The following is a 26,099-nucleotide window of genomic DNA, read 5'->3' as shown; positions in this document are numbered from 1 at the left end:
CATGGAAGCATTTGAGAAGAATATACGGAGAGTAGAGCCATATGTGCCGGGGGAACAGCCTCGGCAGAAGGTGGTCAAGTTAAATACAAACGAAAATCCCTATCCCCCGGCGCCGGGGGTGGAGCGGGCACTGCGGGAGCTGGACACAGCGGACTTCCGCCTCTACCCGGATCCGGCCTGCAGCGTGCTGGTGGATGCCATTGCGGATTTTTACAAGGTGGGAAAAGACCAGGTCTTTGTGGGAGTGGGCTCCGACGATGTCCTGTCCCTGTGTTTCCTCACTTTTTTTAATTCTGATAAGCCGGTCTTTTTCCCGGATATCACCTACTCTTTCTACAAAGTGTGGGCGGAGCTGTACCGGATCCCCTATGAGTGCAAAAAGGTGGATGAGGACTTCCGGATCGTGAAGGAGGACTACTACGGGGCTAACGGCGGAGTGATCTTCCCCAATCCCAACGCCCCCACCGCCATCTATGAGAACCTGGAGTTTGTGGAGGATATCCTCCGGCACAACAGGGATGTGATCGTCATTGTAGATGAAGCTTACATAGATTACGCGGGACCTTCCGCCATAGAGCTTGTGGATCAGTATGATAATCTGATCGTGACCCAGACATTTTCCAAGTCACGGTCCATGGCCGGCATGCGTATCGGCTATGCCATTGCCAGCCCGAAGCTGATCCGGTATCTGAACGATGTGAAGTATTCCTTCAACTCCTACACCCTGAACCGTGCCTCCCTTGTGTGCGGCGCAGAGTCGGTGAAGGACCGGGAGTATTTTGAAAAGACGGTTGCAGAAATCGTCGGGACAAGGGAGAGAACAAAAGAGAGACTGGCGAAGATGGGATTTTCCTTTACAGATTCCAGCGCCAATTTCCTGTTTGTCACCCATCCGGAGTACGACGCCGGCGATATGTTCCGGGCGCTGAAAGAGGCGGGGATCTACGTGCGCTGGTGGGACAGCGACAGGATCCGTCAGTACATGCGGATCACGGTGGGAACGGAAGAGGAGATGGAGACGCTCTTTGCGTTCCTGGAACAATATGTGTCAAAGGAGAATTAAGAAATGCTGAAAACAATATTGCAGGGAGTTGTGGTCGGAGTGGCCAATATCATACCGGGAGTCAGTGGCGGCACCATGATGGTTGCCATGGGGCTGTATGACAAGCTGATCCACGCCATCACCCACATAAAGAGTGAATTTGGGAAAAGCATGAAACTGATCCTTCCCATATTGATCGGGGCGGCTCTGGCCATCGTGATCCTGTCCAGGGTGTTTGAGTTCCTTCTGGACACGTATCCGATCCCTACGAACTTTGCCTTCTGCGGACTGATCGCAGGGAGCCTTCCCTTTATCTTTGAAAAAGTAAAGGGGCACAGGCCTACTGTCAGCAGAATGATCCCTCTCCTGGTGTTTTTTGCCATTGTCATCCTGATGGCTGTCATGGGAGAGACCGGGGGAAAAGCCGCAGATGTGAGCTTCACACTGATCAACGAGATCAAACTTCTGCTGGTAGGCATTGTAGCTGCGGCCACAATGGTCATACCGGGAGTGAGCGGCTCCATGATGCTGATGCTCCTTGGATACTACGACACGATCCTGCGGACCATCAATCATTTTATGGACGCTCTGTTTGCTTTTGATGTGCCGGAGCTGCTGGTACAGTGTGGGATCCTGATCCCCTTTGGTATCGGCGTGCTGCTGGGAATCTTTCTGATTGCCAAGATCATAGAGTTCATTTTTGCCCGGGCGGAGATCCATGCCTACTATGCCATCATCGGTCTGATCGTGGCGTCTCCTGTGGCGATCCTTATCAAGATCGACTGGAGTACTTTCTCCGTGTTTACAATTGCCGCCGGCATTGTGGCATTTGTGGCGGGCTGGTTCGTGGCAGGACGCCTGGGAGGAGAGTAGACTGGTCTGCAGCAGACAGCCGGAGGTGCGTTTATGGAATACTCTCATGAGATCATAAGGCCCAATGAGGACATACCATTTAAGTTGTTTGTGTTCGAGGGCAGCGATGGAAATTACATAAGGCAGAAGCACTGGCATCGGTCCATAGAGATATTCGCGCTCTTTGAGGGAAAGCTGACGTTTTTCATCAATGAGCAGGAATATCCCTTAAGGCCCGGTGAGTTTATGGTGGTCAATTCCAATGAGGTGCACTCCATATTCGCACCGGAGGCAAACAAGACCATTGTGCTGCAGATACCGCTCTCTACGTTTGAAAACTATTACACAGATGAGCGGTTTATTTATTTTTCCCGCAGCTCCAGGCACCAGGATGAAGAGGTGATGAAGCTCATCGGGGACATGTTCCGCACCTACACGGAGAAAGCCTGCGGGTATGAGCTGAAGGTGCAGAGCCAGTTTTATATGCTGGTCTATCTTCTGGTGACAAAGTATCGCCAGACAGAGGTCAGCCCCGAGGTGGTCCGGCTGGGTAAGAAGCTGAACCGGCTGTCCGCCATCACGGATTACATGAAAAAAAATTACAGCAGGGATCTGTCCCTGGAGACCCTGGCAAAGACTTTCGGGTATTCGCCCACTTATCTTTCCAGGATGTTCCGGAAATATGCCCTGACAAACTATAAGACATATCTGGATGGGATCCGCCTGGAACACGCGGTGGAACTGCTGGAGAGAACAGACCAGTCCATCGGGGAGATTGCCCTGCAGTGCGGCTTTCCAAACAGCAAGGCCTTTTCCAGGGCGTTTAAGGAGAAATACGGAATGCTGCCAAGCGGATTCCGGAGAGGGGAAGGATAACGAATGAAGCGTTTTATGGATGACAACCGCCTTATGTATATTGTCATGGCAGCCACGGTTCTTCTCGTGCTGAGCATTATGATCGGTTTCAGTGTTTCCCTTGACCAGGATAAAAGCGGTTCAGATGAGGCCGGAGGGGAAGAGGGCAGCTATTCATACCATGTGGCCATGGTGGGAGGAGATCCGTCGGATGTGTTCTGGGAGTCCCTGTACGAGGAAGCGAGAACTGCCGGAGCCAAGGTGGGTATTTATGCGGAAGATTTCGGGGCGGCGCTGAATGAAGACTATTCCACATCCGAGCTTGTGCGCATGGCCATTGATTCCAGGGTGGATGGGATCGTCATAGAGACGGACGCCACGGAGGATATAGAAAGCCTGATCTCCCAGGCAGAGCAAGCCGGCATCCCTGTGGTCACGCTGATGGAGGATGTGCCTGACAGCGGCCGGATCAGTTATGTGGGGGCCAATGACTATACCCTGGGCGAGATGTACGGGCAGGAAGTGCTGAAGGCTGTGGAGAAGGACGGAGCCAGCGTGGATGTGCTTGTTCCGGTGAACGAGGAGGAGAGCTCCCCCAGCTTTATCTATACAGGGATCAGCGAGACGGTTGCCCAGACATCCAGAGATATCTCCGTGTCCACTGTGCGAACAGGGGAGGACAGGGAGTTTGTGTCCGAGGAACGGGTGCGGGGCATTCTCCTGGATGAAGAGAACCGCCCGGACGTGCTGGTCTGTCTCAATGTAGTGGATACCATCAGCGCTTACCAGTGTGTCAGGGATTACAATCTGGTGGGGAAGGTGAAGATCATTGGCTACTATTCTTCCCCGGAGATACTGGAAGGCATACAGAAAGGCGTCATCCAGTCCACCATTATGGTGAATGCGCAGGAGGCGGGGCGGCTGTGCATGGAGGCCATGGAAGAATACCTGTCCCAGCGGTATACAAGTGAGTATTTTCCGGTATCTGTGGAACTGATCAATGAGAAGAACGTAGAAGATTATATCCAGGAAGAAAGCGGTGAGTAAGAGATGGAAGAGTCCCAGTCAAAATCCATACGTGTGAAGCTGGTAGAGATTTTCGTCATGGTTTCCATAACCGTTTTTGTCATTGTAATCTTTATCTACTACAATCTGAATCGGACGATACGGGAGATGGACACCGTTTACAATAGTAATATTCAGTTCAATGACCTGTCAGCCAATGTAAGTGACATCCAGAATTCGCTCTATCAGTATCTGAATACAAAGAGTTCCGATGCGCTGGAGGATTACTACCGCTACAGCCAGGATTACCAGGAGCTTCTGGATGTGCTGAACCAGGAAGTCAGCAGCGATCCGGCAAAGCTGGCGGAGAAGAATATCTACTATCTCTCCCAGACATATCTGGAGATGACTGATGAGGCGGTGGAGAGAAAAAGAGGAAGAGACGCGGCGGGCGTCAGGGAGGCCTATCAGGAGACGGAAGAAATCTACGGCTTTATCCAGGCCAATATCAACAGCATCAATACATCTACGTTTGTGAGCAATGCCAGAAGTTATTCCAATCTGCGGGTGATCCTGAGCTACACCACCGGATTCAGTATCTGTGTTCTCTTTGCGGTCATTGCCATTGCGGTGGGCTGGATCATCATAATGACAAGGAGTATCACAAAGCCCCTGATCGAGCTGGCCAATGCTGCCACAGAGATTGCGCAGGGAAATATTGAGGTAGATTTCCCCATTGTGGAGACGGGAGACGAAGTGTCTGTTGTGGCGAAAGCCTGCAACAAGATGATCGGCAGTATCCGGAATTACATTGAAGAGACGAAGAAAAACTACGAGAGGGAGAACGAGCTGGCGGCCAATGAGCTGCGGATGAAAAACGACCTGAAGGAGGCCCAGCTTAAATATCTGCAGGCACAGATCAATCCTCATTTTCTTTTCAACAGTCTGAATGCCGGCGCCCAGCTTGCCATGATGGAGGGGGCGGAGAAAGCCTGCATGTTTATCCAGAATATGGCGGATTTCTTCCGCTACAATGTCCGCAAGATGGAAAAAGATGTGACGCTCCAGGAGGAGCTGCAGCTTGTAGACAATTATATTTACATACTTAACGTCAGGTTTGCGGGAGATATCCATTACAGCAGGCAGATCAACGAGAAGCTGCTGCATATTTCCATGCCCAGTATGATCCTTCAGCCGATCATAGAAAATGCGGTCAATCACGGCATCCGTGAGATGGAGGGAGAAGGCTGTATCCACCTGTCTGTCTTCGGCGAGGAGGACGAGGTGTGTATAGAGATCACGGACAACGGCGTGGGGATCGAACCGGAGATCGCTGAAAAAATCATGCGGGGAGAGAACGCTCACAGTATGAGCGGACGTGACTCGGAAGGAATCGGACTGGACAATGTAATCAATCGTCTGCGCAGCTACTACGGCAGACAGCATGTGTTCGAGATAAAAAGGAGAGAGACAGGAGGTACATCGGTGACGCTGTATATTCCGAAGGAAGGGAAGGAGAGAGAAGATGACGAAAATACTGATCTGTGATGACGAGGGTATTGTCAGACAGTCCCTTCAGTTTATGATCGAAAAGGCCTTTGGAGATGAGTGTGAACTGGAATTTGCCCGCAATGGGCGAACAGCCATAGAGCTGGCGGAGAGCTTCCACCCGGACATTATCCTGATGGATATCCAGATGCCGGGGATCAACGGGATCGAGGCCATGCAGGAGATCCGCAGAGAGGACAAGCATGTGATCTTTATCGTGCTGACGGCCTATGACAAGTTTGAATATACGCAGAAATCCATAGATATAGGAGTTCTCTCCTATCTGACAAAGCCCATCAATAAAGATGTGCTGACAGAGACGCTCAGAAAGGCCATGAAGCAGGTGAAAGACCGCAGGGAGAAGGCGAGGAATGACCTGCGGATCAAAGAGAAGCTGGAAGCGGTAGTGCCCATGATCGAGAGCGGGTTCGTGTACAGCGTTCTGATGGAGGGAAGCGGCAAGGAAGAGTATGCCGGTTACAGGGATCTTCTCAACGTAGAGGAGGACTACGGGTATGTGACGGTCATAGAGTGTGGGGATGAGCTTCGCAAAGGCGAGCTGACCAACACAGTGGGATCTGGTATCAAGCTTCAGAAACATTACATGATCTTCCGGGAGACAGTGAAGGAGGCCACCGGAGGGATCGTGGGGGCCCTCATGGCCAACAAAGTCATTGTGCTGATCCCCACCGGAGAACAGCAGGAGGAGTATAGCCAGCGTGTCATGAAGATCGAGAATACCCGGGCTCTTCTGCGCAAACTGGAGCAGCAGACGGAACTGAAGTTCAAGGCCGGCATCGGGACAGTGAGAAGCTGGAAGGATATGGAAGAGTCCTACAGGGAGGCGCTGGAGAGTGTACACCAGACTGTGGGGAAGGTGATCCACGCAAGTGATATCAGCACAAGCTGCGGCTACGCAGATGATTATCCCATTGATCTTGAGAAACAGCTGTTTGAAGCTGTGCGCGTTGGCGATGTGGAGAATACCCGCATCCTTGGAGAGCGCTACATGGACTGGATGCAGGGGTATGAGCCGAAGCTGAAAAATGTGGTTCGCCTGAAAGCCATGGAATTTGTCCTCTGGGCTGAGCATCTGGCCTACATGCAGGGCGGTCTGGCGGAGTACCGGTTTGAGGACCGGGAAGGGTATATGGAGCTTCTCCTATCTTTCAATTCCTACCAGGAGCTCAGATACTGGTTCCTGAAAAAGCTGGATGAGAGTGTCAGTCACATTGCCAGAAAGCAGCAGACCAAGACCGACAGTGTAGTGGAGCACGCAAAAAAGTATATTGGGGAACATTTTAATAAAGAACTGTCCCTTGAGGAGATGGCAAAAGAGGTCGGGATCAGCCCTTATTATTTAAGTAAACTCTTTAAAGAGTCGGAGGGAACCGGGTACATCGAGTACACCACAAAGCTGCGGATGGATTATGCCAAGGAGCAGCTTGGATCCACAGACAGAAGTGTCAAGGAGATCTGCCGTGATGCCGGGTATCAGGATCCGAACTATTTCAGCCGCATCTTCAAAAAATGGACGGGAATGACGCCGACGGAGTATCGGGGAGGGGGAACTGTATGATGAAAAAAAGAAGGTTTTCTGCAGCACTTATACTGGCGGCCATGCTTCTTCTGTCTGCCTGCGCAGATGCTTCGCAGGAGACAGTGCAGGAAGTCCCGGCAGATGCTGGGGAGGAAAAGGATGATGGCATCCGCATCGGTATTACTTTTGATACATTTGTGCTGGAGCGCTGGACAAGAGACCGGGATGTGTTTATGGATACTGCCCGGAAGATGGGGGCAACGGTGGATGTGCAGACGGCCAACGGGGATGTGGAGAAGCAGAAGGAGCAGGTTCGCAAGTTCACAGAGGAGAACATGGATGCCATCGTCATCGTAGCAACCGACTGCTATTCTTTGAAGGAAGAGGTAGAGGATGCAAGGAACAAAGGTATACAGGTCATTTCCTACGACAGGCTCATCCAGGGGGAGCAGACGGATCTGTACATCACAGTGGACAATGAGAAGGTAGGCACGCTGATGGCCCAGAGCATCAAGGAAAAGCTTCCGGAAGGCGGCAATGTAGTTATGATCTGCGGCCCGGAGGCGGACAGCAACAGCATGGATGTGGCGAACGGCTTCGAGACGGAATTGGGAGACGGACCCTGGAAGATCGTCTATAAAAGCCATGTGAAATCCTGGACACCGGAGAACGGCACCCAGGCTGTGGCGGACGCCTTTGCCGGGACAGAAGAGGAGATTGACGCAGTGATGTGCGGAAACGACGGGCTGGCGGGCTATGTGATTCGGTCCCTGAGCGAACGGCAGCTTGCCGGGGATGTGGTCGTGGTCGGACAGGATGCGGATCTGGAGGCATGCCAGCGGATCGTGGAAGGGACCCAGACTATGACAGTCTATAAGCCCATCAATGATCTGGCGAAAGAGGCGGCGGAATGTACGGTGAAGCTGGCAAGAGGCGAGCAGATCGTGGGGAATGTGCTGGATGTTTCTGATGTGAAGGAGAATGAGGACGGTCAGGAAGTTCCCTATTACGGGCTGGAACCTGTGGCTGTGACTGCTGAGAATATGGACAGTGTTATCATTGGATCAGGATTCCATTCCAGGGAAGAAGTCTATCTGAATGTGGAAAATTGACAAAAGGGGACATGAAAAACAGGTGTCAATAGGAAATTTTTAACAGGGACTAGCACAAAAATATGCTAGTCCCTGTTTTCATGTCTCAACTTTCATAAATTTGTACAGACCTTTGCAAACATGTCCAGATGCCATCCTGTTATAGTATAACCATCAAATAATTCTTAAATGAATGGAGGAACGAGATTATGAAAAACAGAACAAAGAGACTTCTGGCAATCGGCCTGATCGCTGCTATGACAGCATCTCTGGCTGCATGCACCAGCGAGGGAAGCGGCGGAGCTACCTCCGGTGAGGAGAAAGAGACAGAGGCTGGAACAGGTAAGATCGGTGTTGCCATGCCGACAAAGGATCTGCAGAGATGGAACCAGGACGGCGAGAACATGAAGAAACAGCTTGAGGAAGCTGGATATGAAGTTGACCTTCAGTTCGCGAACAACGACATCGCCACACAGGTTTCCCAGATTGAGAACATGATCTCCGGAGGCTGCGACCTTCTGGTTATCGGCTCCATCGACGGCGAGTCTCTCGGAACACCTCTGGCAACAGCAGAGGAGCAGAACATTCCGGTTATTTCCTACGACCGTCTGATCATGAACACAACAGCTGTTCAGTACTATGCTACATTTGACAACTACTTAGTTGGACAGAAACAGGGCGAGTACCTGGTAGAGGCTCTTGATCTTGAGAATCAGGCAGGACCTTTCAACATCGAGATCTTCACAGGTGACCCGGGTGACAACAACGTAAACTTCTTCTTCGGCGGTGCTATGGATGTTCTTCAGCCGTACATTGACGAAGGAAAACTGGTTGTTCAGTCCGGACAGACAACAAAAGAGCAGTGTGCTACAGCAGACTGGTCCACAGAGAAGGCTCAGTCCAGAATGGACGCGATCTTAAGCTCCAACTACGCAGACAAGCAGCTTGACGCTGTACTTTGCTCCAACGACTCCACAGCACTTGGTGTTGAGAACTCTCTGGAAGCAAACTACACAGGCGAGTGGCCGATCATCACAGGTCAGGACTGCGATATGCCGAACGTAAAGAACATTGTAGCTGGAAAACAGGCAATGTCCGTATTCAAAGACACACGTCTCCTGGCAGAGCAGACAGTTAAGATGGTAGACGCTATCATGGGCGGCGAGGAAGCTGAAGTAAATGATACAGAGTCCTACGACAACGGAACAGGTGTCATTCCTACATACCTCTGCGAGCCTACAGTTGTAACAATCGACAACTACGAAGAGATGCTGATCGACTCCGGATACTATGAGGCATCTGATATCCAGTAATCAGTGAAAATGTAACTTGTGAAAATGCAGGCGGGAAGTGAAAAGCCCGCCTGTTTTATGAAGGAAAGGGAGGGAGAAAATTGGCAAAAATCCTGCTGGAGATGAAAAATATTACCAAGACTTTCCCGGGCGTCAAGGCACTTGACAATGTAAATCTGCAGGTGGAGGAAGGCGAGGTTCACGCCCTCGTGGGGGAGAACGGAGCCGGAAAATCCACACTGATGAATGTTTTGAGCGGTATCTACCCGTACGGGAGCTACGAGGGGGATATCATATACAACGGTGAAGTTTGTAAGTTTAACAAGATTAAGGACAGCGAAGAAAAAGGGATCGTTATCATCCACCAGGAGCTGGCTCTTGTGCCGGAGATGACGATCGGCGAGAATATGTATCTGGGCAATGAGCAGGGGAAATCTTTTGCTATTGACTGGAGCAGGACATACGGGGAGGCGGACAAATACCTGGCGCAGGTAGGACTGAAAGAGTCATCCCGTACACTTATAAAAGACATTGGAACCGGTAAACAGCAGCTTGTGGAGATTGCAAAGGCCCTGGCCAAGAACGCAAAGCTGCTCATTCTCGATGAACCTACATCTTCTTTGAACGAAGAGGATTCCCAGGCGCTCCTGGATCTGATGCTGGAGTTCAAGAAGCAGGGCATGACTTCGATCATTATTTCTCATAAACTGAATGAGATTGCCTATGTGGCAGATAAAATCACAGTAATCCGTGACGGCTCTACCATTGAGACGCTGGATAAAAAGAAAGACACCTTCACAGAGGACAGGATCATCAAGGGTATGGTGGGACGTGAGCTGACGGACCGCTTCCCCAAGAGGGAAAAGAAAAATATCGGGGATGTGGCGCTGGAAGTGAAGAACTGGACTGTGCATCATCCTCTGTATTCCGAGCGAAAAGTCGTGGACAATGTTTCCATGTACGTAAAAAAAGGCGAGGTGCTGGGCATCTCCGGACTGATGGGAGCCGGCCGTACCGAGCTGGCCATGAGCATCTTTGGAAAGAGCTACGGCAAGAATATCTCCGGCCAGCTTTTTATCAACGGAAACGAGGTAAATCTTCACTCTGTCAAGGATGCCATCAAGCATAAGCTGGCTTACGTGACAGAGGACAGAAAAGGAAACGGACTGATCCTGAGCAATCCTATCCGTGTCAACACTACTCTGGCTAACCTTGAGGGAGTCAGCAGCCACGGTGTCATCGACAATGATAAGGAGATCGCCGTTGCGGAAGAGTACCGCCAGAAGCTGCGTACTAAGTGTCCCACGGTAGAGCAGAATGTAGGAAACTTAAGCGGTGGTAACCAGCAGAAGGTGCTCCTTGCCAAGTGGATGTTTGCAGAACCGGATGTCCTGATCCTGGACGAGCCTACCAGGGGTATCGACGTAGGAGCCAAGTACGAGATCTACTGTATCATCAATGATCTTGTGGCACAGGGTAAATCCGTGATCATGATTTCATCCGAACTTCCGGAAGTCCTTGGAATGTCAGATCGTATCTACATCATGAATGAAGGAAAGATTGTAGGCGAACTGGATGCAGCAGAGGCAACCCAGGAGCTCATCATGTCACGTATTCTGAAATCGAGCAAAGGAGAATAGCTATGGAAAAGGGTAAAGTATCAGAATTTTTAAAGAAGTATACAATGGTCATCGTACTGGTCATTGTGGTATTGTTTTTTACATGGCAGACAGGGGGAAGGATGATACTGCCGCAGAATGTTAATAACCTGATCGCACAGAACGCTTACGTGTTCATCCTTGCAACCGGTATGCTTCTGTGTATCCTGACAGGCGGTAATATCGACCTGAGCGTAGGCTCTGTAGTCTGCTTCGTAGGTGCCGTGGGCGCTACAGTTATGGTCAATATGAAGATGAATGTATTCATCGGCATTATCGTTATGCTGGCAGTAGGTCTGGCCATCGGCGTATGGCAGGGCTTCTGGATCGCCTACAGGCGTATTCCCCCATTCGTTGTAACACTGGCAGGAATGCTCATGTTCAGAGGCCTTTCCAATATCGTGCTGGACGGCTTCACCATTGCACCCATGCCGCAGGGGTACCTGAATCTGTTCAACAGCTACATCATCGACTTCTTCGGAGGACAGGGACTGAACATCACATGCGTGCTCATCGGTGTGATCGCGGCAGCCATCTTTATCCTCATCACTTTCAAGGGCAGGATGTCCAAGATAAAGAAGGGCTATGCAGTAAATAAGGCCAGCAACGACATCATCCGCTGCGCCATCATCAGTATTGTCATCATCGGCTTTATGTGGAGACTGGCACAGTACAAAGGTCTTCCCAATATGCTTCTCTGGATCGCGGTGATCGTCCTCATCTACGGCTACATCACATCCAAGACAACCATCGGACGTCATCTGTACGCTATCGGTGGAAATGAGAAGGCTGCACAGCTTTCCGGTATCAATACAAACAAGGTATACTTCTTCGCTTACGCAAACATGGGTCTTCTGGCAGCAGTTGCAGGTATGGTAACTATCGCCCGTCTGAACTCTGCTAACCCGACAGCCGGCGACAGCTACGAGATGGATGCTATCGGTTCCTGTTTCATCGGCGGTGCATCTGCATACGGTGGAAGTGGAACAATCCCGGGCGTTATCATCGGTGCTACACTGATGGGTGTTATCAACCTTGGTATGTCTATCATGGGTATCGATATGAACTGGCAGAAAGTTGTAAAAGGACTTGTTGTTCTTGCAGCTGTTATCTTCGACGTAGAGTCTAAGAAGAACTCCAGATAAGATGATAAAGAAAGAGGCAGGATAGATTTCCTGCTCTGAAAAGCGCTGTATCACAAATGGTTTTGCATTGTGATGCAGCGTTTTTTATAAGGTGGAAACAAATGAAAAAATGATTATGTAAAATATGGACTTTTCATTTTACGTGTGCTATAATCCATTTACTTACAAATTTACGTCAAACAGGAGGTGAACAGAATATGACAAGCCAGGAATTGCTGATCTCAATAGGGGAAATGCTGGAAGCAAAAATCAGCCCGCTTCGGAAAGATATCCGTGAAGTTAGACAAGATATGAGCGATGTAAAGCAGGATATCTGCGTCATGAAGCAGGAGATGGGATCCATGCGCCAGGAAATCGACGGCATGAAGCAGGAGATCGTATCTTTAAAGCAGGACATGGGTGTCATGCGCCAGGAAATCGATTTCGTGAAGGAAGAGACGGGTTCCATGCGGTCAGAGGTTAGTTCTCTGAGAGAAGAAATGGATGCAGTGAAGCAGAGATTGATTCTGATTGAAACTACATTGGAGAATGAGACAAACCGCGGGATCAGGATCATCGCAGAGGGGCATCTGGATCTGTCCAGAAAACTGGACGATGCGTTAAGGGTGGACAATGAGAAAGAATTGCTGCTCCTCAGGGTTACCCATCTTGAAAATGAAGTGCACACGATCAAAGAGCGTATGGCTCTCTAGTTCATGCTGCCAGAAAACAAAAGAAATCTGAAAATCTATTTATTTTTAATCCATTTTTTGATCCAAGACGGCATGTGCCGTTGTCTGAAGACGTGAAGAAACATTCTTTATTTTCCAAAAATGAAGCGCAAGAATGCAGCGACAGTTCTGCAGTGCAAAAAGTAAGTGCAAAAAGACAAGAAACTGCCATAAAGAGCGCAAGAAATTGGTGGTATTCAATAAAAAATGTTGATATACTGACCTTAGTGAATGAAAAAGGAGGAGATGGACATGCAGATCCAGAAAGTGACGGATGCATCGTTCAGGGCATATGGCAAAGTGCTGGAAGGCTATGACTTCAGCCGTCTGCTGAAAGAGATGGAGCACACTCCCCTGCCCTCTGACGATGTCATCTATGTGCCCTCTGTGGAGGAACTGGAGGCTCTCCCGGTAGCGGAGGAACTGAAAAACCGCGCATTCGGCGGTCTGCCGATCGAGATCGGATACTGCAATGGAAATAACAAAAAACTGAATGCGCTGGAGTATCACCGCTCATCGGAGATCAATGTGGCTGTATCAGACGCGATCCTGCTGATCGGAAAGCAGCAGGATGTGGAGCCGGATTACACGTACGACACATCAAAAGTGGAGGCATTTCTTGTTCCGGCAGGGACAGCCATCGAAGTGTACGCGACTACGCTGCATTATGCCCCCTGTACTGTAGACGACAACGAGGGATTCCGTGTGGTCGTTGTGCTGCCGAAAGACACCAACACAGAGCTTACTTTCCCTGTGGGAAAAGAGGGCGAGGACCGTCTGATCACAGCGAAGAACAAATGGCTCATTGCCCACGAGGATGCAAAGATCGAGGGCGCCTTCAATGGACTTAAAGGAGAAAACATTACACTGTAATCTATTTTTAAAGGAGGAATGAAACACTATGAACAACATGCCAGAAGTAAAGATCGGAGTTGTAGCTGTAAGCCGTGACTGTTTCCCGGAGAGCTTATCCGTGACAAGAAGACAGAACCTTATGAAAGCCTACACAGAGAAATACGGTTCAGAAGGGATCTATGAATGTCCTATCTGTATCGTAGAGAGCGAGATCCATATGGTGCAGGCTCTTGAGGATATCAAGAAGGCAGGATGCAACGCTCTGTGCATTTACCTTGGAAACTTCGGACCGGAGATTTCCGAGACACTGCTTGCAAAACATTTTGATGGACCGAAGATGTTCATCGCTGCCGCAGAGGAGTCAGGAAATGACCTTCTGGACGGAAGAGGAGACGCATACTGCGGTATGCTCAATGCAAGCTACAACCTGAAACTGCGCAACGTAGGCGCCTATATTCCGGAATATCCGGTAGGTGACGCAGAGGACTGCGCAGACATGATCCACGAGTTTATCCCGATCGCAAAGGCTATCGAGGGACTGAACAATCTGAAGATCATTTCTTTCGGACCTCGTCCGCTGAATTTCCTTGCATGTAATGCACCGATCAAACAGCTCTATAACATCGGCGTGGAGATTGAGGAGAACTCAGAGCTTGACCTGTTTGAGGCATTCAACAAACATGCAGGAGATGAGAGGATTCCGGCCCTCGTAAAAGAGATGGAAGAGGAGCTGGGAGCAGGCAATAAGAAACCTGAGATCCTGTCCAAACTGGCACAGTATGAGCTGACCTTAAAAGACTGGGTAGAGGAGCACAGAGGATACAGAAAATATGTGGCTATCGCAGGAAAATGCTGGCCTGCATTCCAGACACAGTTCGGCTTTGTTCCCTGCTATGTGAACAGCCGTCTGACAGCTCAGGGTATCCCGGTATCCTGCGAGGTGGATATCTACGGCGCACTCAGCGAGTTCATCGGAACAGTTGTGAGCAACGATACAGTTACACTGCTTGACATCAACAACAGCGTACCTAAGGATATGTACAATGAGGATATCAAGGGCAAATACGACTATACACTTCAGGATGTATTCATGGGCTTCCACTGCGGAAACACAGCTTCCTCCAAGCTGTCCTTCTGCGAGATGAAGTACCAGAAGATCATGGCAAGGACACTGCCGGAGGAAGTGACACAGGGAACACTGGAGGGCGACATCGTTCCAGGCGACATCACCTTCTTCCGCCTGCAGAGCACATCAGACAACATCCTCCGCGCTTACATTGCTCACGGGGAGGTGCTTCCGGTGGCATCCAGATCCTTCGGAGCGATCGGTGTGTTCGCTATTCCGGAGATGGGACGTTTCTACCGTCACGTGCTGATCGAGGGAGGCTATCCGCATCACGGAGCTGTTGCTTTCGGACATTATGGAAAAGCACTGTTTGAAGTGTTCAAGTATATCGGAGTTCCGGTAGAGGAGATCGGATACAACCAGCCGGCAGGCGTAAGATATCCGACAGAAAATCCCTGGAGATAACCGGACAGCAGTAAAACAACAGGGCGGGGAGACAGGATGGGATCCCCGCCTTTCTTTCTGAGGAGGTACATATGTTATATATCGGTGTGGATCTCGGCACATCAGCGGTGAAGCTTCTTCTGATGGACGAGACAGGAGATATCAAGAATATTGTGTCAAAGGAATATCCTTTGTTTTTCCCACATCCGGGCTGGTCTGAGCAGAACCCGGAGGATTGGTTTGAAAAGTCCATGGAAGGGATTAAGGAGCTGACAGAAGGCTTCGACAGATCAAAGGTGGCGGGCATCAGCTTTGGCGGCCAGATGCACGGTCTGGTAGCCCTTGACAAAGACGATCAGGTCATCCGCCCTGCCATTCTCTGGAACGACGGGCGTACAGGGGAGGAGACAGACTACCTCAACAATGTGATCGGCAAGGACAAACTTTCACAGTACACGGCAAACATCGCTTTCGCCGGATTTACGGCTCCCAAGATCCTCTGGATGAAAAAACATGAGCCGGAGAATTTTGCGAAGATCGTAAAGATCATGCTGCCAAAAGACTATCTGGCATACAAGCTGTCAGGCTCTTTCTGTACAGATGTGTCAGACGCCTCTGGTATGCTGCTGATGGATGTAAAGAACCGCTGCTGGTCCAAAGAGATGATGGATATATGCGGTATTACAGAAGAGATGCTTCCAAAGCTTTATGAGAGCTACGAAGTAGTTGGTACTTTAAAAGAAGATGTGGCCGGGGCACTGGGGCTTTCAGCCGATGTAAAGGTGATCGCAGGAGCTGGCGACAACGCCGCCGCCGCTGTGGGAACCGGGACAGTGGGAGATGGCATGTGCAATATTTCCCTGGGCACATCCGGCACGATCTTTATCTCCAGTGAGAAGTTCGGCGTGGACGAGAACAATGCGCTTCACTCTTTTGCTCACGCAGACGGCAACTACCATCTGATGGGATGTATGCTCAGCGCTGCTTCCTGCAACAAGTGGTGGATGGAAGATATCTTAAAGACAAAGGAATTTGCAAAAGAGCAGGAAGGCATTACGAAACTTGGGGAAAACAATGTTTTCTATCTTCCGTATCTGATGGGAGAGCGCTCCCCTCACAATAATCCGGATGCGAGAGCTATGTTCATCGGCATGTCCATGGATACCACAAGAGAGGATATGACCCAGGCTGTTCTGGAAGGAGTTGCTTTTGGACTTCGTGACTCTTTGGAAGTGGCAAGAAGTCTGGGCATTCAGATCGAGAGAACAAAGATCTGCGGCGGAGGCGCCAAGAGCCCTCTGTGGAAGAAGATCATCGCCAATGTCATGAACCTTAAGGTGGATGTCATTGAGAGCGAGGAAGGCCCGGCTCTTGGCGGCGCCATGCTGGCGGCGGTAGGCTGCGGGGAGTACCCGGATGTAAAGACCATCGCGGAAAAGATTGTAAAAGTTGTAGATACCGTGGAGCCGGAGGAAGAGCTTGTACGGAAGTACGAGGAGAAATATCAGAAGTTCCGCAAAATCTACCCCACAGTAAAGTGTCTGTATTAAAAAGAAGCAATGAAATATAGATAAAGCCGGACTCCGGAACCTTTATATGGTTCCGGAGTTTTTTGCCAGGGCAGGGGTCTGTTTTCATTTTCCATGGACTTGTTATTGAAGGCAAAAACGATTATAATAGTCCCGTACGGTTTACAGCAAAGATACAGACCGGACCAGCTTTTGAATGGAACATAAGAATTAGGAGGTGCTGCAATGCCTGCATTTTACGCACATGACCGGTTTGGAAAAAAGGTTTATTCCAGACTGGAAGGAGAGATAAAACAGACGATCAAAAACCATAGCCGCCAGTTTCGCATCGGACTGCAGGGACCGGATCTTTTTTTCTTTTACCGGCCCTGGCATTCCAACAAAGTTTCAAAATATGGGAACCATCTCCATGAGATATCCGCCTATCCATTCTTCAGACACGGAGCAGCCGTGGTCAGGGAAAAGGGAAGAAACAGTAAAGAATACGCGTATCTTCTGGGATTTGTGTGTCATTTTATCCTGGACAGTGAGTGTCATCCCTTTGTGGAGGCCTATATCAAGAAGAGCGGAGTCCAGCACCTGGAGATTGAGGAGGAGTTTGAAAAACTTCTCCTGAGAATGGACGGAAAAGATCCGTTTGCCTATCCTCTGGCAGATCTGGTGCCGGCGGATGAGACCACAGCGGAGGCCATCTGCCCCTTTTACGATGATATCACAGAGAAGACAGCTCTTCAGTCACTGAAGGACATGCGTCTGGTAAAGAAACTTTTTACAGCGCCTGGACGGCTGAAACATGACACCATCAATACGGTGATGAAACTGACAGGCAAGTATCCGTATATGAAGGGACTGATGAACCAGCACAGGGACAATCTTCGCTGCAGAAAGAGCAGCCAGGAGCTCCTGAGACGATTTGACGGTGCCGTGCACACGGCGGTTGATATGATCTACAGTCTGGATGAGACGATACAGACCGGGAAGGAGCTGAACAAGCGGTTTGACAGAACATTTGAATAAAAATGACAGATATGACAATCTGACAGGGAAATGTATGAGAAGAACGGCTGGTGCATTTTTTCTTGCACTGGCGGTTCTTCTCCTTTCGTCCTGTCAGGGAACAGAGTCCCTTACAGCTCCGTCTGTCGGCACGGTTTCTGTCACAGAGGAGGAATTGGCCCTTGGCGATATACCGGAGTACAGCGGAGACCCTTATGTGGAAGTGGAAGACAGTGAGCCTGACTTTACAGAGGAAGAGCTGACAGAGGAACCCTACGAGTCCTACAGTGAGCTGGATGGACTGGGAAGATGTCAGGAAGCACAGGCCTGCGTAGGAAAGGAGACCATGCCGGAGGGAGAGCGGGAGAGCATCAGCGAGGTGAAACCTACCGGGTGGCAGTCCGTGGAATATGAGGAGGTGGACGGGAGATATCTCTATAACCGCTGTCACCTTATCGGCTATCAATTGACTGCGGAGAATGCCAATGAGAAAAACCTGATCACCGGCACGAGGTACATGAACACAGAAGGCATGCTTCCCTTTGAGGATGAAGTGGCAGACTATGTGAAGGAGACCGGCAACCATGTCATGTACCGGGTTACGCCTGTGTTTGAAGGAGAGAATCTGGTGGCTTCCGGCGTGTGGATGGAGGCTGAGTCCGTGGAGGACAATGGACAGGGGGTGTCCTTTAACGTATACGTCTACAACGTGCAGCCCGGTATAGAGATCGACTATGCCCAGGGAGACAGCTGGGAGGCAGCAGATGACGGCCAGTCGAGGAGCGGCAGCGAAGATAGCCAGCCAGAAGATGCAGGGGAGGAAAATGCCTATATCCTTAACAAGAATACCCGCAGATTTCACAAGCCGGACTGCTCCAGCGTGGAAGACATCAAAGAAGAAAATAAGGGAGAATTTAGAGGAGACAGACAGGAGCTGCTGGATGACGGGTATAAGCCATGCGGCAGATGTAATCCATAAAAAATGAAAAAACCCTTGTGTTATTTATAATAGGTGTTATAATATACATGTAACAAAAAAACATACTTAACTGACCTCTTTGTTTTGCAAAGTCGAAGGCTGCTAAGCATCATCAGATTTTGGAGGAAAAGATAAATGAATACTTTAAAAGCTGAAAAGAGAAACATGCAGACAAAAGCAAAGAAATTAAGAAGAGAAGGATTTGTTACCGGCAATGTGTTCGGAAGGGAAATGAAAGAGTCCATGCCGATCCAGATTTTGAAGGCCGATGCAGAGCGTCTTGTAAAGACCCATGGCAAAGGCAGCCAGATCATGCTGGAAGTGGATGGGCAGACCATGGATGTCCTTGTAAAGGAAATCGACCTCAGCCCTCTCAAGACGGAGATCTATGAGATTGATTTTCAGGCACTGGTAAGCGGTGAGAAAGTACATTCTGTCGCAGAAGTTATTCTGCTGAACCATGAGAAGGTTAATACAGGACTGGTCAACCAGACGCTCCACGAGATCGCTTTCAAGGCTGTACCTGCCGCTCTTGTAGAGAAAGTTGAGATTGATGTGGGAGATATGAAGCTGGGTGATTCTATCCAGGTAAAAGATCTGGATATTGCCAAGAATAAAGATATTGATCTGATCACTAATCCGGAGACAACGGTTGTGGCTGTTACAGAGATCCATAACCAGTCGGTTGACAGTGGAGAGGAAGAAGACGCTGCGGAAGAATAAGATCCAGAAGTATGAGGTTGCGATAAGTTTGAAGGGTTCTGCTCTTGATGAGCAGGGCTCTTTTTTATACTCCTGTTGCCACAAATGCCGGTTTCTGTGATAATATCTAAAGAAGCAGAGGAAAGAAGCTGCAGCAACAGATGAGAGAAATCAGGAGGTGTCAGTATGTTCCCGCATATGGTGCTCATCCACAATCAGGAGTACAACAGCCAGAGACTTGAAGATGTGGAGAAAGAATTTGAAAAAGGTTTTGAAAGCCTTAGGCTTTCTGCGGAAGAGATCAGAGGAAAGAAAATAGGCATTGCCGTGGGGAGCCGGGGCATTGACAGGATACAGCAGATCGTCCGCATGACTGTGGAGGCAGTGAAGGCTGCGGGAGGGAAGCCCTTTATCTTCGGAGCCATGGGCTCCCACGGAAATGGAACGGCCCAGGGACAGAGGGAGATCCTGGCCTCCCTGGGAGTGACGGAGGAGGAGACGGGCGCTCCGGTGCTCTGCAGCGCCCAGACAGCTCTGTGGGGTGCGACCGGACAGCACGGATATAAGGTGTACGGCAATGAGCTTTGTGACCGGTTTGACGCCATTATCCTTGTCAACCGGGTGAAGATGCACACGGATTTTGAGGATGTGACTGAGAGCGGCGTTCTCAAGCTGATGGCCATCGGCATCGGCGGCCCGGCGGGATGCCAGAATGTACACACCCTGGCCCTGAAGGACGGCTACGGGACCGTCATCCGGGAGACAGCGGCCTTTATGATGGAGAAGCTGCCGGTGCTCTTTGGAGTTCTCCTGACAGAAAACGCAGTCCATGAGCTGGACGGCATTTACATGGAAAAGCCGGAGAAGTTTCTGGAGACAGAGAAGCGGCTGCTGGAAAATGTGAAGAGGGGCCGCATGAAGCTGCCCTCTGACAGCATTGACGTGCTGATCGTGGATGAGATGGGGAAAAATATCTCCGGCTCCGGCATGGACACAAAGGTCATCGGTCGGGTGTATGTGACCGGGCAGGCAGAACCAAAGGATCCCAGGGCATCCAGGGTGGTAGTCCTGGGGCTGACAGAGGAGTCCCATGGAAATGCCATCGGGATTGGTCTGGCAGATTTTTCCACAAGAGAAGTGCTGGACAAAATTGATTTTGCGGCTACGGCAAAGAATGCAGTGGCCTCCATGGCTCCGGCCCAGGGCAAGATTCCCTGTATCCTGGAAAATGACAGGGAAGCCATCCGGGCTGCACTGGATACAGCTGCCATTGAGGATATGGAAAAGGCCAGGGTGGTCCGCATACAGAACACCAATCAGATTGCCCGGCTCTATGTATCTGAGGCGTTGTATGAGGAACTGCGTGAGAACCCGAAGATTCAGGTTATGGAAGGACCGGCTCCCATGGCATTCGACGGGCAGGGAAAGATGGCACCTGGACATTACGGGAAAGGAGAGGAATGAGGATGGAATACATTTGCAGTTACAGATCACCTATCGGAGAGATGATCATGGCTTCAGACGGGGAACATCTGACAGGGCTCTGGTTTCAGGGACAGAAATACTTCGCAAGCACCCTGGGGGAGAAATATACGGATCTGCAGGGAGACGGCAGCCATCTGCCCGTGTTCGCTCAGACAAAAAAGTGGCTGGATGTCTATTTCGCAGGAGAACAGCCTGCTTCCCTTCCGCCCCTCGCACCGAAGGGCTCTGCTTTTCGCCGGCAGGTGTGGGAGATTCTGCTGGAGATCCCATACGGTGAGACTGTAACTTACGGAGAAATAGCCAGGAAAGTATTTGGCGGCGGGAGAGAGGATGGCGAGGCAGAAAAGAAACGGGGAATGTCTGCACAGGCTGTGGGAGGCGCAGTGGGACACAATCCCATTTCAATCCTCATTCCCTGTCATCGGGTTCTTGGAAGCAGCGGCCAGCTGACAGGATATGCTGGCGGGCTGGATAAGAAAGAGTATCTGCTTACACTGGAAAGAAAGAGCAGATCAGAAAAATGATGGAGCCAGCGAATGCCAGCCATCAAGCCCGGATGTATTCTTTATAAGATTCCTGCTTTCTGTGTGGCCTTTCGCACCGCGTTGTCCTGGAATCGGAAATAATCCGGCCGATGGCGAGACTGAGTGAACTCAAACATGACGCCGTCGCTGTTATAGGTGTGGCTGCTGACAACAGCCACGCAGTTGTAATCATTGACATTCATTTCCAGATATTTTTCGTCAATCTGAGTGATCTTTTCTACGGTCATGATACGCTGGCTGTTGACAATGGTCATGTGGAGATGGTTCTCCAGATATTCGTAGATGGAGTCGGAGGCGATCTCGGGGGTCAGTCCGGGGACAGCGCTTTTCAGAAAGTAGTTGTGATTTATGATGAGGGGCCTGCCGTCCAGATAGTGGAGGCGCTGTATGTAATATAGTTCCGTTCCGGCAGGGAACCCCGTGCGCTCTGAGATCTTCTCGTCAGCAGTCAGTTCCATGAACTGGAGAACTTTCGTAACGCCCCATTTGTGGTTCCTGGCAGATGACTCTTTAAAGGATTCGATGCCGCCGATGGTAAAGGCCGTCTGTTCCACGGGACGGTAGATGTTCCGCACGCCTTTCCCTTGCAGTGTCTGTACATATCCGTCTGATGCCAGCTGGGCAATGGCCCGGCGCACAGTGTTTCTGGAACAGTTGTATTCCTGTACAAGAACGTGCTCAGAAGGGAGCAGGGACTGGCAGGCAAACTCGTTATTTTCTATTTTTTCTTTCAAATCTCTGTAAATAGCTTCATATTTACTTTTTGGCATTTTTTTCACATCCTGTCATGTATGATCCTGTTTAAACAACTTAATATTATTATAAGATAGAAAAAAGAAGGAAGTCAAGGATATTTGCCAACATGTTTAAACAAGTTTTGCTTGACATGTTTAAACAAGTGTGATATTTTAAACTTGTTCAGACAAGTTGGAACGGATTATCTTGGAAAAAGGAGAGGAAACAATGGCAAAGTATGAAAATGATGTCAGAGAACTTTTGACTCTCATAGGAGGGAAAGAAAACATCCAGGCTGTCTCCCACTGCATGACAAGGATGCGTTTTGTTCTGGTGGATCCGAAGAAAGCAGACGAGAAGGCCATCGAGAAAATTCCCAGTGTGAAGGGAACATTCACGCAGGCAGGACAGTACCAGGTCATCATCGGAAATGATGTATCCGTATTTTACAATGAATTTACCGCATATGCAGGAATTGAGGGGGTCAGCAAAGATGCGGTAAAGGCGGCGGCTAAGACTAACCAGAACCCGGTTCAGAAGATCATGAGCGCTCTGGGCGAGATCTTTGCTCCTCTGATTCCGGCGCTGATATGCGGCGGTCTTTCATCTTCTGCCGGTAGGAATTGTGTGGTCCATTACAAAGAAGATGGGAACAACCCAGATCCTTGGTATCGTCCTTGGACTGACGCTGGTGTCCTCCCAGCTTCTTAACGGTTTCAGCGTGGCGGACACAGCGGCGGCAGACATCCCGGTGTGGGATTTCGGCTTTGCAAGAGTGGAGATGATCGGCTACCAGGGACAGGTTATTGCGGCCATGATGGCGGGCTTTGTCCTTGTGTATCTGGAGAAATTCTTTAAAAAGCACTGCCCGGAAGTGATCAGCATGATCGTAGTTCCCTTCTGCTCCCTTGTTCCGGCAGTCATTATTGCCCACACGGTTGTAGGTCCCATCGGCTGGAAGATTGGCGATGCCATCGCAAATGTGGTATACAACGGTCTGATGTCGCCTTTCGGTGTGGCTTTTGCAGGTCTTTTCGGTCTTCTGTACGCCCCTGTCGTAATGACAGGTCTTCACCATATGACAAATGCGATCGACTCCCAGCTTACAAGCCTCTATGACGGAACCATCCTGTGGCCCATGATCGCCCTGTCCAACATCGCCCAGGGATCCGCGGTGCTTGCCATGTCTGTTCTCCAGAAGAAAAATGAGAGAGCGCAGCAGGTCAACATCCCGGCGTGCATCTCCTGCTACCTGGGCGTTACAGAGCCTGCCCTCTTCGGTGTCAACCTGAAATACGGCTTTCCCCTGGTGTGCGGCATGATCGGCTCCGCCATCGCGGCCATGATCTCCGTGGGAAGCGGCGTGCAGGCTTTCAGCATTGGCGTAGGCGGCCTTCCGGGCATCCTGTCCATCAAGCCGGAGTTCTATCTGTACTTCCTGCTTGCCATGGCAGTGGCTATTGCGGTCCCCTTCATCCTGACCATGATCGTGGGAAGCAGGAAGCTTTCAAAAGAAGCCCTTTATGGTGAGAATGTTACAGTAGAACTGACGGCCGCATCAGTGACAGAGTCTGTGCAGATCCATGAGGAGTGTGCAGATGAGACGACAGATGAGACAGCAGTCCTCACAGAGCTGAAGGCTGGACTTACAGGAAGGGTTGTTCCTCTCGATGAAGTACCGGACAATGTGTTTTCCCAGCATGTTATGGGAGATGGCATTGCCATTGAGCCTGCGGGGGACACGGTGGTGGCTCCTGCTGATGCAACAGTAAGCGCAGTCATGGCAGACACTGGCCACGCCTGCGGGCTGACATTTGCCAACGGTATGGAACTGCTCATTCATATCGGCATAGATACAGTGGATATGAATGGAGACGGCTTTACTGTACTCATAGAAGAAGGGCAGAAAGTAAAAGCAGGTACGCCTCTGATCCGGTTTGACAGGGAGAAAATCCATGAGGCGGGACATCCTTCCGTGACAGTATTTATTGTTACAGATGAAGGGGATGCAAAGGAGATCCAGTATCTGTCTGGTATGGACGCAGAGGCAGGGCAGACGACTGTGATCCGTTTTCAGTAGATGAGGAGGATGAATAACATGGCAGATTTCAGAAAAAGTGTTGTGTATCAGATCTATCCAAAGTCTTTTTACGACACAAACGGTGACGGACTCGGAGATCTGAAAGGCGTGACAGAAAAACTGGATTATATAAAAGAACTGGGCGTGGATTATATCTGGATGACTCCTTTCTTTGTGTCTCCCCAGAACGATAACGGCTACGATGTGGAGGATTACTACAATATTGACCCCAGGTACGGCACTATGGAGGACTTTGAGGAACTGTCCAGAGAAGCGGACAAAAGAGGCATCCGGCTTATGCTGGACATGGTGTTCAACCACACGTCCAGCCGCCATGAGTGGTTTCGTAAGGCTTTGGAAGGAGATCCGAAATACAAGAATTACTACATTTTTAAAAAAGGAAAAGAAAATGGCGGGCCTCCCACAAACTGGGAAAGCAAGTTTGGCGGAAACGCCTGGGAGTATGTGGAGAAGTTTGACGAGTATTACCTGCACCTTTTCGATGTGTCACAGCCGGATCTGAACTGGGACAATGAAGAGGTAAGATGCGAGATCCAGAAAGTGGTGAAGTTCTGGATGGCCAAGGGCGTCAAAGGGTTCCGGTTTGATGTCATCAATCTGATCAGTAAGGACAAATTTGAGGATGACTATGAAGGAGACGGCCGCCGCTTCTACACCGATGGGCCAAATATCCACAGGTACCTCCAGGAGCTCAATGAGGCCACCTTCGGTACGGACGCGGAGATCATCACCGTGGGAGAGATGTCCAGCACCACTATGGAGAACTGCTATCAATATGCAAATGAGGACGGGAAAGAGCTGTCCATGGTGTTCAGTTTCCATCATCTGAAGGTGGATTTTATGGGAAATGAAAAGTGGGTCATTGTTCCCTTTGATTTTCTGAAACTGAAAAATATTCTTTTTGACTGGCAGACCCACATGGCAGAACATCATGCCTGGAACGCGGTGTTCTGGTGCAACCATGACCAGCCAAGAGTGGTGTCACGATTCGGGAACGAAAAGAAATACTGGAAAGAGTCAGCTAAGATGCTGGCGGCATCCATCCACTGCCTGCGGGGAACGCCCTACATTTATCAGGGCGAGGAACTGGGCATGACTAACGCCGGATTTACAGACATTTCCCAGTACAAAGATGTGGAGAGTCTGAACCATTTCCGGATCCTTCAGGAGAAGGGCTTAAGCCAGGAGAACGCCTATCAGATCCTGCAGATCCACTCCCGGGACAACAGCCGCACGCCCATGCAGTGGACAGCCGGGGAAAACGGCGGTTTCACAGAAGGGAAACCCTGGATCGAGGTGAATAAAAACTGCAGCACGATCAATGCCCGGGCAGAGCTCGCAGATGACACTTCCGTGTTTGCTTTTTATAAAAAGCTGGTGCAGTTAAGGAAAGATTATGACATCATTGCGTACGGGACGTTTGAGCCGAAAGCCGAAAAAAATCTTTCTATTTTTGCCTACAAGCGATATTATAAAGGCAAGGAACTTCTGGTCATCAATAATTTCTACGGCATACAGACACGTTGGGATGCAGGCGAGGATCTTACAGCTTACGAATGTTTGCTTGGCAATTATGATCAGCAGGATACATGCGGAACAGAAGTGGTTTTAAAACCATACGAAACAATGATTTTGTATAAGTAAGAGAGGAGAAAGAAAAATGAAAACATTCAACTACACCATCAAAGATGAACTTGGTATCCACGCAAGACCGGCGGGACTTCTTGTGAAAGAGGCGAAGAAATTTGAGTCTAAGATCACTCTGGAAGGAAACGGCAAGTCTGCTGAGGCAGGAAAGCTTCTTGCTATTATGGGAATGGGATTAAAGCAGGGCGCAGAACTTACAGTGACCGCTGAGGGACCGGACGAGGATGCAGCTATCGCGGCTATGCAGGCATTCCTGGAGAGTAATTTATAAATCCAG

At 49.9% G+C, this 26,099-nt stretch carries 22 protein-coding genes and 1 pseudogene; 22 read left to right on the top strand and 1 reads right to left on the bottom strand.

Going from position 1 to position 26,099, the window contains the following annotated elements; genetic code table 11:
• Position 1: 1 nt before the first annotated feature.
• The 19 genes from hisC (at position 2) to INF30_RS09685 (ending at position 21,318) form a co-directional block, all read left to right on the top strand.
• Positions 2–1,063: a histidinol-phosphate transaminase gene (gene hisC / locus INF30_RS09775; protein ID WP_226395060.1), complete on the top strand. Its 1,062-nt coding sequence runs from the start codon at positions 2–4 to the stop codon at positions 1,061–1,063.
• A 3-nt stretch (positions 1,064–1,066) separates the two neighbouring features.
• Positions 1,067–1,915 (top strand): DUF368 domain-containing protein, encoded by an 849-nt coding sequence (locus INF30_RS09770; protein ID WP_226395059.1) that lies wholly within the window; start codon positions 1,067–1,069, stop codon positions 1,913–1,915.
• 33 nt (positions 1,916–1,948) lie between these two features.
• Positions 1,949–2,770, top strand: a complete 822-nt coding sequence (locus INF30_RS09765; RefSeq protein WP_076778291.1) for an AraC family transcriptional regulator — start codon at positions 1,949–1,951, stop codon at positions 2,768–2,770.
• A 3-nt stretch (positions 2,771–2,773) separates the two neighbouring features.
• Positions 2,774–3,796: a sugar ABC transporter substrate-binding protein gene (locus tag INF30_RS09760; protein WP_226395058.1), complete on the top strand. Its 1,023-nt coding sequence runs from the start codon at positions 2,774–2,776 to the stop codon at positions 3,794–3,796.
• Positions 3,797–3,799: 3 nt separating this feature from the next.
• Positions 3,800–5,302 (top strand): sensor histidine kinase, encoded by a 1,503-nt coding sequence (locus INF30_RS09755; protein WP_226395057.1) that lies wholly within the window; start codon positions 3,800–3,802, stop codon positions 5,300–5,302.
• Positions 5,280–6,881 carry a response regulator transcription factor gene (locus tag INF30_RS09750; RefSeq protein WP_226395056.1) on the top strand — a complete coding sequence of 534 codons (1,602 nt, stop codon included), beginning with the start codon at positions 5,280–5,282 and terminating at the stop codon, positions 6,879–6,881. The genes INF30_RS09755 and INF30_RS09750 overlap by 23 nt, the downstream gene beginning before the upstream one ends.
• Entirely contained in the window at positions 6,878–7,954 is a 1,077-nt protein-coding gene (locus tag INF30_RS09745) for a sugar ABC transporter substrate-binding protein (protein ID WP_083582546.1), read from the top strand. Before INF30_RS09750 ends, INF30_RS09745 begins: the two co-directional genes overlap by 4 nt.
• Positions 7,955–8,142: 188 nt before the next feature.
• Complete coding sequence (gene chvE / locus INF30_RS09740) at positions 8,143–9,246, top strand: multiple monosaccharide ABC transporter substrate-binding protein (RefSeq protein WP_226395055.1); 1,104 nt, start codon at positions 8,143–8,145, stop codon at positions 9,244–9,246.
• 80 nt (positions 9,247–9,326) lie between these two features.
• Positions 9,327–10,865, top strand: coding sequence for a multiple monosaccharide ABC transporter ATP-binding protein (gene mmsA / locus INF30_RS09735; RefSeq protein ID WP_226395054.1), 1,539 nt, complete (start codon positions 9,327–9,329; stop codon positions 10,863–10,865).
• 2 nt (positions 10,866–10,867) lie between these two features.
• Positions 10,868–12,028 carry a multiple monosaccharide ABC transporter permease gene (gene mmsB, locus INF30_RS09730; protein WP_076778277.1) on the top strand — a complete coding sequence of 387 codons (1,161 nt, stop codon included), beginning with the start codon at positions 10,868–10,870 and terminating at the stop codon, positions 12,026–12,028.
• 197 nt (positions 12,029–12,225) lie between these two features.
• A complete protein-coding gene (locus INF30_RS09725; RefSeq protein ID WP_226395053.1) occupies positions 12,226–12,720 on the top strand; it encodes a hypothetical protein in 495 nt (164 codons plus the stop codon).
• 270 nt (positions 12,721–12,990) lie between these two features.
• Entirely contained in the window at positions 12,991–13,611 is a 621-nt protein-coding gene (locus INF30_RS09720) for a DUF4867 family protein (RefSeq protein ID WP_226395052.1), read from the top strand.
• A 28-nt stretch (positions 13,612–13,639) separates the two neighbouring features.
• Positions 13,640–15,124: an L-fucose/L-arabinose isomerase family protein gene (locus tag INF30_RS09715; RefSeq protein ID WP_226395051.1), complete on the top strand. Its 1,485-nt coding sequence runs from the start codon at positions 13,640–13,642 to the stop codon at positions 15,122–15,124.
• Between the two features lie 71 nt (positions 15,125–15,195).
• Complete coding sequence (gene xylB / locus INF30_RS09710) at positions 15,196–16,653, top strand: xylulokinase (protein WP_076778271.1); 1,458 nt, start codon at positions 15,196–15,198, stop codon at positions 16,651–16,653.
• Between the two features lie 204 nt (positions 16,654–16,857).
• Positions 16,858–17,649 (top strand): zinc dependent phospholipase C family protein, encoded by a 792-nt coding sequence (locus INF30_RS09705; RefSeq protein ID WP_226395050.1) that lies wholly within the window; start codon positions 16,858–16,860, stop codon positions 17,647–17,649.
• A gap of 34 nt (positions 17,650–17,683) precedes the next feature.
• Positions 17,684–18,607: a DNA/RNA non-specific endonuclease gene (locus INF30_RS09700; RefSeq protein WP_408639754.1), complete on the top strand. Its 924-nt coding sequence runs from the start codon at positions 17,684–17,686 to the stop codon at positions 18,605–18,607.
• A gap of 135 nt (positions 18,608–18,742) precedes the next feature.
• Positions 18,743–19,330: a 50S ribosomal protein L25 gene (locus INF30_RS09695; RefSeq protein WP_226395048.1), complete on the top strand. Its 588-nt coding sequence runs from the start codon at positions 18,743–18,745 to the stop codon at positions 19,328–19,330.
• 165 nt (positions 19,331–19,495) lie between these two features.
• Positions 19,496–20,773: a nickel pincer cofactor-dependent isomerase, group 22 gene (locus INF30_RS09690; protein ID WP_226395047.1), complete on the top strand. Its 1,278-nt coding sequence runs from the start codon at positions 19,496–19,498 to the stop codon at positions 20,771–20,773.
• 2 nt (positions 20,774–20,775) lie between these two features.
• Positions 20,776–21,318 (top strand): methylated-DNA--[protein]-cysteine S-methyltransferase, encoded by a 543-nt coding sequence (locus INF30_RS09685; RefSeq protein ID WP_226395046.1) that lies wholly within the window; start codon positions 20,776–20,778, stop codon positions 21,316–21,318.
• 41 nt (positions 21,319–21,359) lie between these two features.
• On the opposite strand, the gene treR is transcribed toward INF30_RS09685, so the two are convergent.
• Positions 21,360–22,109, bottom strand: a complete 750-nt coding sequence (gene treR / locus INF30_RS09680) for a trehalose operon repressor (RefSeq protein ID WP_226395045.1) — start codon at positions 22,107–22,109, stop codon at positions 21,360–21,362.
• Between the two features lie 193 nt (positions 22,110–22,302).
• Between treR and INF30_RS09675 the strand changes: the two are divergent.
• The 3 genes and pseudogenes from INF30_RS09675 (at position 22,303) to INF30_RS09665 (ending at position 26,093) form a co-directional block, all read left to right on the top strand.
• Positions 22,303–24,154 (top strand): annotated as a pseudogene (locus INF30_RS09675) (glucose PTS transporter subunit IIA).
• Between the two features lie 18 nt (positions 24,155–24,172).
• Positions 24,173–25,819: an alpha,alpha-phosphotrehalase gene (gene treC / locus INF30_RS09670; protein WP_226395044.1), complete on the top strand. Its 1,647-nt coding sequence runs from the start codon at positions 24,173–24,175 to the stop codon at positions 25,817–25,819.
• A 16-nt stretch (positions 25,820–25,835) separates the two neighbouring features.
• On the top strand, positions 25,836–26,093 hold the full coding sequence (locus tag INF30_RS09665) for an HPr family phosphocarrier protein (protein WP_226395043.1): 258 nt from the start codon (positions 25,836–25,838) through the stop codon (positions 26,091–26,093).
• Positions 26,094–26,099: the final 6 nt, after the last annotated feature.

This window comes from Claveliimonas monacensis (assembly GCF_014982975.1).
Lineage (GTDB): Bacteria > Bacillota > Clostridia > Lachnospirales > Lachnospiraceae > Claveliimonas > Claveliimonas monacensis.
Note: the sequence above shows the minus strand (reverse complement) of the source record. Positions and strands in the feature narration are given on the sequence as shown.